General features: G+C 43.2%; 10 protein-coding genes and 1 tRNA gene. All 11 read left to right on the forward strand.

The annotated features are described in order from the left end of the window. The first annotated feature begins 371 nt into the window (after nt 1-371). The 11 genes from HMPREF1320_RS11790 to HMPREF1320_RS02630 all read left to right on the forward strand — a co-directional run bounded on the left by HMPREF1320_RS11790 (nt 372) and on the right by HMPREF1320_RS02630 (nt 11,268). The gene (locus tag HMPREF1320_RS11790) at nt 372-506 is read left to right on the forward strand and encodes a phosphinothricin acetyltransferase (RefSeq protein ID WP_083835350.1); all 135 of its coding nucleotides are present in this window, start codon (nt 372-374) and stop codon (nt 504-506) included. A gap of 160 nt (nt 507-666) precedes the next feature. Further along, nucleotides 667-879 (forward strand): hypothetical protein, encoded by a 213-nt coding sequence (locus tag HMPREF1320_RS11795; RefSeq protein ID WP_083835351.1) that lies wholly within the window; start codon nt 667-669, stop codon nt 877-879. Between the two features lie 131 nt (nt 880-1,010). Then, nucleotides 1,011-1,092: transfer RNA gene (locus HMPREF1320_RS02590), tRNA-Leu, on the forward strand. A gap of 161 nt (nt 1,093-1,253) precedes the next feature. Continuing rightward, entirely contained in the window at nt 1,254-2,531 is a 1,278-nt protein-coding gene (locus tag HMPREF1320_RS02595) for a Na+/H+ antiporter NhaC family protein (RefSeq protein ID WP_009417370.1), read from the forward strand. Between the two features lie 226 nt (nt 2,532-2,757). Next, entirely contained in the window at nt 2,758-4,722 is a 1,965-nt protein-coding gene (locus HMPREF1320_RS02600) for an alpha amylase C-terminal domain-containing protein (RefSeq protein WP_034553936.1), read from the forward strand. 169 nt (nt 4,723-4,891) lie between these two features. Then, nucleotides 4,892-5,266, forward strand: coding sequence for a GxxExxY protein (locus HMPREF1320_RS02605; RefSeq protein WP_009417363.1), 375 nt, complete (start codon nt 4,892-4,894; stop codon nt 5,264-5,266). A gap of 195 nt (nt 5,267-5,461) precedes the next feature. Continuing rightward, the gene (locus HMPREF1320_RS02610) at nt 5,462-7,417 is read left to right on the forward strand and encodes a glycogen debranching enzyme N-terminal domain-containing protein (protein ID WP_009417379.1); all 1,956 of its coding nucleotides are present in this window, start codon (nt 5,462-5,464) and stop codon (nt 7,415-7,417) included. A 163-nt stretch (nt 7,418-7,580) separates the two neighbouring features. Further along, on the forward strand, nt 7,581-8,870 hold the full coding sequence (locus HMPREF1320_RS02615) for a glycosyltransferase family 4 protein (RefSeq protein ID WP_009417382.1): 1,290 nt from the start codon (nt 7,581-7,583) through the stop codon (nt 8,868-8,870). Between the two features lie 11 nt (nt 8,871-8,881). Continuing rightward, nucleotides 8,882-10,132, forward strand: a complete 1,251-nt coding sequence (locus tag HMPREF1320_RS02620; protein WP_009417374.1) for a glycoside hydrolase family 57 protein — start codon at nt 8,882-8,884, stop codon at nt 10,130-10,132. Nucleotides 10,133-10,316: 184 nt separating this feature from the next. After that, nucleotides 10,317-10,547, forward strand: a complete 231-nt coding sequence (locus HMPREF1320_RS02625; protein ID WP_009417369.1) for a hypothetical protein — start codon at nt 10,317-10,319, stop codon at nt 10,545-10,547. 97 nt (nt 10,548-10,644) lie between these two features. Then, on the forward strand, nt 10,645-11,268 hold the full coding sequence (locus HMPREF1320_RS02630; RefSeq protein WP_009411522.1) for a hypothetical protein: 624 nt from the start codon (nt 10,645-10,647) through the stop codon (nt 11,266-11,268). Nucleotides 11,269-11,893: the final 625 nt, after the last annotated feature.

Raw genomic sequence — 11,893 nt, forward strand, 5'->3', positions numbered from 1 at the left:
GGAAGAGAGCTGAGAGAAGTTTTGGTGAAAAAAGGGTGTAAGGAGGGTGAGGTTAGCTTATAGAGAGCTTATAGGAAGCTTATACGAATCTTGGACGATTGGTATAGAAAGGGTGTATAAGTGGTTGGATGATAGCGTAATACAGCGATGTAAAAAATAGTGAAAACGGGGTTTCGAGGCGAAAGAAAGAGAATCCTCACCCCGTCCCTCTCCCAAGGAGAGGGGGAATCTAGCGACAGTAAAGAGGAAGAGAAATTAGAGAATTAGCAAATTAGAAAATTAGTAAATGGGGAAGTGTGAGGTCTTAGGTCATAGGCAATAAGGGAAAAGTGTAATAGAAACATCTCCCTTTCCCCCTTCAAAGGCGAGTCATTTATTCGGTAAGCCCCCGAACCCCCGAAGGGGGACAAGCTGTAAAAGGAGACAAACCTCCCCTTTTACACATACTCCGCCCTCGCGATACACATACCCAGCTATCGCTGGCTATCTTCAAAGGGGGAATGTAGAGACCGAAAGGAGAAGGGATAATTAGGGAATTAGCAAATTAGAAAATTAGTAAATGGGGAAGTGTGAGGTCTTAGGTCATAGGCAATAAGGGAAAAGTGTAATAGAAACATCCCCCTATTCACATACTCCGCTATCGCGGACTTCCATTCAAAGGGGGAACTGTGGCGAGTCATTTATTCGGTAAGTCCCCGAACCCCCGAAGGGGGACAAGCTGGAAAAGGAAACAAACCTCCCCTTTTACACATACTCCGCTCTCGCGATACACATACCCAGCTGTCGCTGGCTATCTTCAAAGGGGAATGTAGTGACGGAAAAAAAAGAGGGGTAGCGATAACAAGAGGAAGGCAAGATGAAGGAATGATTTTTGGTTGATAAATTTAACTGATAATTAATGTATTGGTGGGGCTAAGGTGAGATTAAGGATAAAAAAACACGGAAAAAATTTGCAGTTAAAAAAAACTGTTGTACTTTTGCGCCGTCAATCATTGAAACGTTCATCATTTGCGGGTGTGGTGAAATTGGTAGACACGCTAGACTTAGGATCTAGTGCTTCACGGCGTGGGGGTTCGAGTCCCTTCACCCGCACAAGAGCCTTAATTCATCAGTAGTGAATTAAGGCTTTTTTATTTTTATGGTAGGGTAAAGATAAAGAAGGGTGGTGATTTTTGGGATTTTTAATTTTAATAAACACCCTCCCTAATTTTGATAAACATCAATTTTGTTTTGCTATAAAACAGACAATAACTATGCAGAAAACAACTATCATCAGTATTATTCCTCTGCTCGTATTCGTAGCATTATTTTTAGGTAGTGGGTTGTATTTCGACAACTTCTACTCGCTACCTGCTCCTATTATTGCACTTTTTTCGGTGGTAGTGGCTTTACTTATCTACCGAGCTCCTATGAAAGAGAAAATAGGATTGTTCTTTAAAGGGGCGGGTGATAGCAATGTGCTACAAATGTGTATGATTGCACTTTTGGCTGGGGCATTTGCTTCGGTGGCTAATGCTTTGGGAAGTACGCATAGTATTGTGAATATGGGTATGTATTACATCTCGCCAGAGTATTTTCCGGTAGGGATTTTTATCATTGCATCGTTTCTTTCATTTGCTACGGGCACTTCGGTGGGTACTATTATGACGCTTTCGCCGATAGTGTTTGACCTTGCCACCCAAAGCCAGTCGAACACGGCACTCATAGGCGCATCACTGCTATCGGGGGCGATGTTTGGCGATAACCTATCTCTTATTTCGGACACGACGATTGCCGCCACGCAGTCGGTTGGATGTCAGATGAACGAAAAGATGAAGGCGAATGCTAAAATAGCAATACCAATGGCGATTCTGGCGGTTATCATACTGCTGTTCATAGGAAATCCTGACGCCGAAAATCACCTTCACAATCAGTTGTATAGCGATTTTAACGCTGTGCTTATTTTGCCTTATGTGGCAGTGGTGATAATTGCGCTTTTTGGGGTAAACGTATTTGTGTCGCTTTTCTTAGGTATTCTTATCTCGGGGATGATAGGGTTTGCGTACGGCAAGTCTCATTTCTTGGAGTTTGCTACTGATATTCACAAAGGTTTTATGGGAATGGCTGATACCTTCTTCTTATACTTTATCATAGGAGGATTGGCGTTTTTGGTGGAGCATTTTGGCGGGATTCGGTTTTTGATGAACCTCATTACTCAGCGCATCAAAAGTGGCTCGTCGGCTCTTTTAGGGATGGGCTTTTTGGTGACAGTAGCCGATGTGTGTGTGGCGAATAACACGGTGGCTATTCTCATCGCTTCGAAAACGAGCAAAACGATTGCTGAACAGTTTAAAATACCGTTGCGCAGTGTGGCATCGGTATTGGATATCTTCTCTTGTTATGCGCAGGGGCTTATCCCGTATGGAGCGCAGGTAATTGCCCTATACAAATTTGCCGATACGATAGATTACCCCCAACTGGTGATGTATGCTATTTACTTACATTTACTGCTGATAGGCACTTTGGGGTATATTTATGTGGGTAAAAAGTAATAAAAAAGTTGTTTTTACAGAGCATTAACAGTGATGTCTTCTACTTTATAAGTGTTTGTATTCTATTAAACTACATAAGTTTATCATAACAGACTATAAAATTATTGTAAAATAATTGCAAAAAAATTTGCAGTTATCAAAATATTGTTTTAATTTTACGGCGAATTTAATTGACTTACCTAAAAGCCAATCTTTTGACTTTTCCGTAGCCAGAATACCAAACCTTATGAACGACCCACTATTGCTACCATACCTCCCTGTTATTCAGGGAAGGCATCAGCACTTTATCGATGTCCTTCATAGAGTGCAAGGGGACGCTAAGTGCCTGGCTGATGCTTGTAATTCGCACCTCTACTACGGTCTGCACCGTACTCATACAGAATGGGTGCTACGCGAGTGGGCTCCAAATGCAACGGCTATCTTTCTTCTTTGCGATAGCAACGACTGGCAAAAAAACAAACACTATTCTTTCACTAAACTAAACGACCAAGACTGGGAATTGCGTCTTCCTGCTAATATCCTCCGCCACGAAATGCTCTACAAACTACTTGTGGAATGGGAAGGAGGCAGTGGCGAACGCCTCCCCTCACATACTACCCGCGCTGTGCAGGACGATTATACCAAAGTGTTTTCCGCCCAAGTGTGGTGTCCCGAGCACCCCTACCACTGGCAACACCCGCGCCCCAAAGCTGTTCCACACCCGCTTATCTACGAAGCACATATAGGGATGAGTACCGAGCACCAGCGCGTGAGCACTTTTATAGAGTTTCGCCTCTATGTACTGCCCCGTATCGCAGCCTTGGGCTATAACACTCTCCAACTGATGGCAATACAAGAGCACCCTTACTACGGTTCTTTTGGCTATCAGGTGGCTAACTTCTTTGCGGTGAGTTCACGCTTTGGCACCCCCGAAGAACTCAAAGAACTCATCGATGCTGCCCACGGCTTGGGCATACGTGTACTGCTTGATATTGTACACTCACATTCGGTGAGCAACGAGGCAGAAGGGCTCAGCCTCTTCGACGGTACCGACTATCTTTACTTCCACCGCGGTGAGCGCGGTAAACACCCTGCGTGGGACTCCCGCTGTTTTGACTATGGTAAGCCCCAAGTACTGAATTTTTTACTTTCTAACTGTAAGTATTGGTTAGAAGAATATCGCTTCGACGGTTTCCGCTTCGACGGCGTTACCAGTATGATTTATTACGATCACGGTTTAGGCAAAGCCTTTACCAATTATAGTTTCTATTATGATGGCAATGAGGACGACGACGCTTTGGTGTATCTCACTATGGCTAACCAACTTATTCACGAGCTCTACCCCGAAGCGCTGACCATTGCCGAAGAGATGAGCGGATTGCCCGGTCTTGCTTCGCCTATTGCTGAAAAAGGCGTAGGCTTCGATTACAAACTGAGTATGGGTATTCCCGATTATTGGATTAAACTCCTCAAAGAAGTACCCGATGAGCAATGGCACGTAGGCGATATCTATTACGAACTGACTAACAAACGCGCCGAAGAACGCACCATTAGTTATGCCGAAAGCCACGACCAAGCCTTGGTGGGTGATAAAACGATATTTTTCTGGCTCACCGATAAGGAAGTGTATACCGGTATGAGCGTGTTCGACCACAGTCTGATTATCGACCGTGCGATGGCTTTGCACAAGATGATACGTTTGGTAACTCTTGGTACCGCAGGTGGGGGATACCTCAACTTTATGGGCAACGAATGGGGACACCCTGAGTGGATTGACTTTCCGCGCCAAGGTAATGGTTGGAGCTATGCCCACGCACGCAGGCTATGGAGTTTGGTAGACGACTCTAACTTGAAGTTTAAATACCTCAACGCTTTTGATAGCGCGATGATACACTTTGCCACCGATAGTAAGTTCCTAGACCGAGAGCCCCACATATTGGTGCGCGATATCGAGCGACAGCTACTCATATTCGAGCGCAGTGGTTACTTATTTGTTTTCAGCTTCAACCCCACCACCTCCTACACCGATTATCAGTTTGATGTGCCAGCGGGTAAATACACAACGGTACTGAATACTGATAACCCCGCCTTTGGAGGCGACAACCGCATCGATGAAAGCGTAGAGCATTTTACGCAGTACACCGGCAAAGAGAATTTGCTATCGTTGTATATACCCGCAAGAATTGGCTTTATATTGAAATTAGCAAACTAACGATTTTAAAAGCCTCGCACGGATTTCACGAATCTCACAGATTTATATGTATAAGAGTTCTTATATTTTGTATGTCTTTTCCACTGATTACTCACCTTCGGTGAGAGATAGCACAGACTAAAGCACCCTAGTGAAGGTGAAAAAAAACCAACAATAAATAAGATAGAAAATGATAGTAGAAGAAGAGCTTAGTTATAAAGTAAGAGGAGCTATTTATGAAGTGTATAACCAATTAGGTACAGTTTTATTAGAAAGTGTTTATGCTACCGCTTTAAAATACGAACTAGAAAATAAAGGTTTGAAAGTACTTTCAGAAGTACCTATTCCTATTGTTTATAAAGGAGTTATGTTAAAAACTGCTTTTAGATTAGATTTATTGGTAGAGGATAAAATTATTTTAGAGTTAAAATCAGTAGAGGAGATAAAACCTATATACAAGAAACAACTGTTAACCTATTTAAAACTTACTCATAAAAAAGTAGGATTTTTAGTAAATTTCAATGAAGTAGACATTAATAAAGGTATTGTTAGATTGGTAGCATAGCTGAATTAGGTAATCTGTGAAAATCTCAGCAACTTGTTGCTGTAATCCGTAGCACAAATAAACATTATAAAAAGAAATATCCGTGAAGAAATCTGTGAGATTCGTGAAATCTGTGTGAGATATTCCAGCAAAGCTGGCAAAGTATATACTACAACCTAAATTGTAAATTATTAATCGTAAATTGTTAATTGAAATATGAGTTATTTATCATTCAAAAAAGACCAACTTATTAATCTTGAATACTCTCTCGATAGAGAGTTTCTCGGTACGAACCGAGGGGGAGGTTACTGCTCCTCTACTCTCGTTTTTTGCAATACCCGTAAATACCACGGGCTACTGGTAGTGCCTATTGAAAAGTTCAGAGGCAAAAACTACGTGATGCTCTCCTCCTTAGACGAAAGTATCATTCAGCACGGACGCGATTTTAATTTCGGCGTTCATAAATACGAAGGCACCTATGAACCGCGCGGGCATAAGTATATCGTAGATATTTCCTACGAAAAAGCATTTACCGTTACCTACCAAGTAGGTGGTGTACTGCTGAAAAAAGAAATCTTGATGATGCACAATGCTCCCCAAGTATTGATACGCTATACGCTACTAGAAGCTCATTCGGCTACCCTTTTGCGCCTAAACCCTCTCTTGGCTTTCCGCGATATCCATTCGCTTAGCAAGCAAAACCCCGTAGCCAACACCCAAGCCGAAGCAGTAGGTGGTGGCGTGCGTGTAAAACTATACCCCGAGTTTCCTTATCTCTATATGCAACTCAGCAAACCCGCTAATTTCGGCGGTACTGCCTATTGGAATAGCAACATCTATTACACCAAAGAAAAAGAACGCGGGTATGACTACCAAGAAGACCTCCTCAGCGTAGGAGCTTTCGAAGTGAGCCTCAAAAAAGGAGAAAGTATCGTCTTTTCAGCCAGCTTAGAGGAAGCTAATCCTAAAAACCTCGCTAAGGATTTTACCAAGTACCTCAAAGAGCGCGCCGACCGCAATTCGTTTGAAGAATGCTTGCAGTACGCCGCCTCTCAGTTTATTATTCACAAGGCAGGCGAAACCCGTATCAAGGCAGGTTATCACTGGTTCGACAGCAATATGCGCGACACTTTTATTGCCTTGCCAGGTATTGCTCTATCGGGCAGTACAGCCAAGATATTTGAAGACGTGCTCACCTCTACTCAAAAGTACTTCTACGAAGGGCTTTTTGCTAAGGAAATCAGTACGCACAATATACACCCTGAGTATGATGCCGACACCTCGTTGTGGTTCTTCTGGACGCTTCAACAGTATGAAAAGGAAACTATTAAGAGTAAGAAACAACTCTGGAAGGAGTATGGCGATACAATCAAAAGTATCTTAAACGCCTACAAGCAAGGCACTCATAAGAATATCCGTATGGAAGCTAACGGGCTCATCTGGAGTGATGACCTTACACGTCCGCTTACGTGGTTTGATGCGCAAAGCGATTACGGTGCCATCGTGCCACGCAATGGTTATGTAGTAGAAGTGAATGCCCTCTGGTATAATGCCGTGTGTTACGCCCTTGTCTTAGCAGAAGAGGCAAAAGACAAGGCTTTCTTAGGCGAGTGGTTTACGCTACCTGAAACCATAGAAAAGAGCTTTGTAGAGACTTTTTGGATAGAGGACAAGAAATACCTTGCCGATTATGCTAACCGCACGAATAAAAACACCGATGTACGCCCCAATCAGCTCATTGTTTGTGCCCTCGACTATGCCCCCATAAACGAGAAGACTAAGAAGAAAGTGTTGGACATTGTCACCCAAGAATTGCTCACCCCTCGCGGGTTGCGCAGTTTATCTCCTCAAAACCCCCGTTATGAAGGCGTGAGCGTAGGCAATGTATATGTGCGCGACAAAGCCACTTTCAACGGGTCGGCACACCCTTGGTTTATTGGGTTCTATATAGAGGCTTATCTGAAAATCTTTGGAGCACAGTACCTGCCAGAGGCACAAGCTATCTTAGAAAATTTTGAAGAAGAGCTCAACGAACACGGCGTATGTACTATATCGGATATTTACGACGGCAATCCGCCATTCCACTCACGCGGTTGTATCTCCAAAGCTAAGAACGTAGCTGAGATATTACGTGCTCAATGGCTACTGAGCCAAATGCCTGCAACACTTTGAGAAAGTAACAAGCTTTACCAATATTCAAAAATTATTAAAGTTTAACCCCTTCGAAATCGACGGGTTTAAGAAATACAAAAATACTCTCTTCTCTCCTCTCTTTGGGAAGAAGTCCGCAATGGCAGAGTATGTGAGAGGGCGAAGGAGGAATAAATAAAAGCATATGAAGAAAGCAAGAGTATTAATGTTTGGATGGGAATTTCCCCCTCATATCAGTGGGGGATTAGGAACAGCCTGCTTGGGTATAGCCCAAGGATTGGCTAAAAACGGCGTAAAAGTGCTGTTTGTGATGCCAAAAGCCTCCGGTGATGAGGACGGCAATGTGGCTAAGATTATCAACGCTAGCGATGTAGAGATGTTGCAAAACGCTGAAAAGATTGAAGATTTCTGGAAACACATCAATTTTATGGAGATAGGTTCGAACCTCGTGCCTTACCTGGATCCCGAAACCTTCGCCCGTGAACGCGATGCCTACCTCAAAGAAGGCGAACACCGCGAGCGCATTTCGTATCATAACAAATTTCAGTTTTCGGGCAAATACGGTGCAAATCTGATGGAAGAGGTCTACCGCTATGCCTTAGTAGCGGGTACAGTTGCCCAACGCTATGAGTTCGACGTGATTCACGCCCACGATTGGCTTACCTATAGTGCAGGTATCATCGCCAAAAAGATTTCCGGCAAACCCCTTATCGTACACGTGCACGCTACCGAATACGACCGTGGGGGCGAGTATAACCGCAACACATTGGTCTACGACATCGAAAAACGCGGTATGGAAGCTGCTGATAGAGTAGTAACCGTGAGCAACTGGACGCGCAATATCGTCATTGAAAAATACGGTATCCCTGCCGAGAAGGTGATTACTGTGCACAATGCAGTAGACTTTAAAGCCGAAACCGATGCCAAAGAAGAACGCGGTATTAAGGATAAAATCGTTACTTTCTTAGGGCGTATCACCTTGCAAAAGGGTCCTGAATACTTCGTTGAGGCAGCTGCAAAAGTGATGAAACGTATGCCTAACGTACGCTTTGTAATGGCAGGTAGTGGCGAGAAGATGAACCCCTTAGTGCGCCGTGTTGCACAATTGGGATTGGGAACCCGCTTCCACTTCACAGGTTTCCTCAGAGGTAACGACGTACAGCGTATGTTCCAATACAGCGATGTGTATGTGATGCCCTCAGTATCTGAGCCCTTTGGGATTTCTCCTTTGGAAGCAATGCGCTCAGGAGTACCTACTATCATCTCCAAACAATCGGGAGTGGCTGAGGTACTGAACCACGCTATCAAAGTAGACTATTGGGATATCAACGCCCTTGCCGATGCTATTTATGGTATTCTGGCTTACCCTACCCTCGCTCATTATATGCAACGTGAAGGGTACGACGAGGTAAATCAACTAAAATGGGAAAAAGCTTCCTTGAAACTCAAAAACATTTACGAATCTTTAATATAAAATAACCAACGATGAAAAAGTCAATTTGTATCTATTTCCAAATCCATCACCCCGAACGTCTTAGAAAGTATCAATTCTTCAACATCGGTAAGAAACATAATTACTTCGATAATTACGCCAATCGCTCTGAGCTTGAAGATTTGGCTGAGCATTGCTATCTACCTGCTAACGCCTTGCTCTTGGAGCTTATCAATAAATACAAAGGCAAGTTCAAAGTAGCTTTTTCTATTACGGGAAGTGCTATCGACCAGCTCGAAATGCACACTCCTGAGGTGATACGCTCTTTCCAAGAACTCGCCCAAACCGGTAGTGTAGAGTTTTTGGCAGAGACTTATTCCCACTCTTTGGCTTCGCTTTCCGATGATACCGATGAGTTCGAACAACAAGTAAAACGACATACTACGGCTATCAAACAGCTCTTTGGTAAGAAGCCTGTAACTTTTCGCAACACCTCTCTCATCTATTCCGATACCATAGGCGAACGCGTCGCAAAACTCGGTTTCAAGACGATGCTCACCGATGGAGCTAAGCACGTATTGGGTTGGAAGAGTCCAAACTTTGTCTACAAAAACGCTATCGACGAAAACCTCAACCTTTTGCTCAAAAACAGCAAACTCAGTGATGATATCGCCATACGCTTTTCCGATAGAAATTGGAGTGAATACCCACTCACTTCCGAAAAGTATATCAGTTGGGTGAAAAACAGCTTGCAAGATAGCGAGGTGCTCAACCTCTTTATGAACTATGAGGTAATAGGCTATTACAACAACGCCCAAAGCGGTATTTTCGACTTCTTGCGCTATTTCATCGTCTATATGATGGAAGACGATAACTATGAGTTCCTATTGCCTAAGGAAGTAGCCAAAAAGCACCCTGCTAAAGATGTATTGCCTGTGCCCTACCCTATTTCGTGGACAGACGAAGAGCGCGATACCACCTCTTGGTTGGGTAACGAGTTACAAAAAGAAGCCTTCCGAGAGCTCTTTAAGATACAACCAGAAGTAAGAAAGAAAAAGAACGCCGACCTCATAGACGATTATACTCGTCTGCAAGCCAGTGAGCACTTCTATTTTATGCGTACTAAGCTTTTTTCGGGGGCGGACTATCACAAGTATCGTTTGCCTTATGACTCGCCCTACGAAGCCTTCATCAACTATATGAACGTGCTCAGCGATTTCATCGAAAGATGCAAACCACACGAGCAAGAAGAGGTGCAACCTGCACAAGTAACAAAGAAAAAGAGCCAGACAAGGAAAAAGTGAAAAGTCACTTTTGAGTCCCCTTCTCCCCCTATTTAAGAGAAATCAGCCAGCTGGCGTAGCTGAGTATGTGAAAGGGGGGAGAGGTTATCCTCTTTTGAGAAACGCTACCCCTCGAAACCTTTGCTCTATGGCGTGTGACCTAAGGACTAAAAGAAAGTTTAATAATAATTTAAAAGCAGACAAGATGAAAAATGTAAAAACAAGGAAAGACAATTTCTTTGAAGAGATTGTCGCTGAAGAACTGAAAGAACTGTCTGGAACCAACAAAGTTGCCGAGACGAACCCCGACGAGATGCCCGCAGGACATCTAAGTAGCGAAGAGTTTCTCTACACGACACCTTTTAACGAGAAAAACTCACAGCTCGCCAATAATACCGACAACGACTTAGTAGAAAACATTATTTACACTCCTTAAATAAAAAGCCCCTCGCTCACGCGAGGGGCTTTTTTGCTCTTTCTCAAATTTGCTATTTTGCTATTTTGTACTACCTTTGCAAAAAAAGAAGAATACAATGCGTTTTTTGAGTTATATCATAGCTTTTTTTACTCACCCCATCTGGTTCCCTATCTACGGAGCTATGGTGGTGCTTTTTAATATCCCTTTCCCTCTCCCGGTAGAGCAAATGAAGTTTACGTGGCTATTATTACTGATAGTTACCATTGCTATCCCTACACTCATCTACCTCATCTTGTTTGTAGTAGGCTGGTTGCAGAACCCTTTTATCATTCCGTTAGAAAAACAAAAATGGCTTTTGTACGGCTATATAGCAATGCTCTTAGGGGTAGCTTTTGGCATCACCCCCATCGACCCCTATCCTATCCTCTACTTCTATGTGATGAACTTAGCCATCAGCTGTTTTATAATTCTTTTTTTACATTTTCTGCGATTGCAAGTCAATATGTTTGCTATGGGAATGGGGGCGCTTACTACCTTCTCAGTATTGCTCAGTATTGCCGTAGAAAAAGATATGACCTACATAGTAGCCTTTTTTTTATTCCTCAGCGGAGCCTGTATTTCAGCACAAGCTTACCTCAACCAGAAGTCCTTATGGCTAATGTTTTTAAGTTGGCTCATTGGGGTTTTACCACAGCTCTCGCTACTGTTATTGTTCAGAAATCTAATTTTCGCAATGTAGCAAATTAGCCATTTAAGCCTTTAAACAAATTATCCCTATTATTCATTGCCTACCAATTACCTAAGTAGCACCATTTGCCCCCTTAATAATTTACATATTATTCACGGGTTCCCGCCCCACTGCTCCCCATTTACTAATTTTCTAATTTGCTAATTCCCTAATTATCCCTTCTCCTTCCCGTCACCACATTCCCCCTCTCCTTGGGAGAGGGACGGGGTGAGGATTCCTCTTTCTTTCGCCTCGAAACCCCGTTTTTAACATTTTTAGCCTTATTATATTATGCTATGAATCAACTATTTATATACCCTTCCTATACCAATCGTCCAAGATTCGTATAAGCTTCCTATAAGCTCTCTATAAGCTAACCCCACCCTTCTTATACTCTTTTTTCATCAAAAATCCTCCCTCCCCTCTTCCGAACTTCTCCGTTTCCTTCCGAATCCTCCACCATCTCCTCTGACCTGTCCGACTCGTCTGAAAAGTCCGCCCCGCCCCATTGCCTTTGGTGGTATTATTGGTATTTACTTCATTTTCCACCCGCCCGTCCTGCTACAACCGCCCGTCGCTTCTCCCGCATTTCACAAGGCGCAGCCTTGATTTTGTTTAAAATTTGTTTAATTTCTGA

The organism is Capnocytophaga sp. oral taxon 335 str. F0486 (assembly GCF_000277665.1).
Taxonomy (GTDB): Bacteria; Bacteroidota; Bacteroidia; order Flavobacteriales; family Flavobacteriaceae; genus Capnocytophaga; species Capnocytophaga ochracea.

What these genes read in the sequence shown, in the direction of transcription:
- HMPREF1320_RS02605 (WP_009417363.1), top strand. Translation starts at nt 4,892, where the DNA reads ATGATAGTAGAAGAAGAGCTTAGTTATAAAGTAAGAGGAGCTATTTAT.
- HMPREF1320_RS02615 (WP_009417382.1), top strand. Translation starts at nt 7,581, where the DNA reads ATGAAGAAAGCAAGAGTATTAATGTTTGGATGGGAATTTCCCCCTCAT.
- HMPREF1320_RS02600 (WP_034553936.1), top strand. Translation starts at nt 2,758, where the DNA reads ATGAACGACCCACTATTGCTACCATACCTCCCTGTTATTCAGGGAAGG.
- HMPREF1320_RS02625 (WP_009417369.1), top strand. Translation starts at nt 10,317, where the DNA reads ATGAAAAATGTAAAAACAAGGAAAGACAATTTCTTTGAAGAGATTGTC.
- HMPREF1320_RS02595 (WP_009417370.1), top strand. Translation starts at nt 1,254, where the DNA reads ATGCAGAAAACAACTATCATCAGTATTATTCCTCTGCTCGTATTCGTA.
- HMPREF1320_RS02630 (WP_009411522.1), top strand. Translation starts at nt 10,645, where the DNA reads ATGCGTTTTTTGAGTTATATCATAGCTTTTTTTACTCACCCCATCTGG.
- HMPREF1320_RS02610 (WP_009417379.1), top strand. Translation starts at nt 5,462, where the DNA reads ATGAGTTATTTATCATTCAAAAAAGACCAACTTATTAATCTTGAATAC.
- HMPREF1320_RS02620 (WP_009417374.1), top strand. Translation starts at nt 8,882, where the DNA reads ATGAAAAAGTCAATTTGTATCTATTTCCAAATCCATCACCCCGAACGT.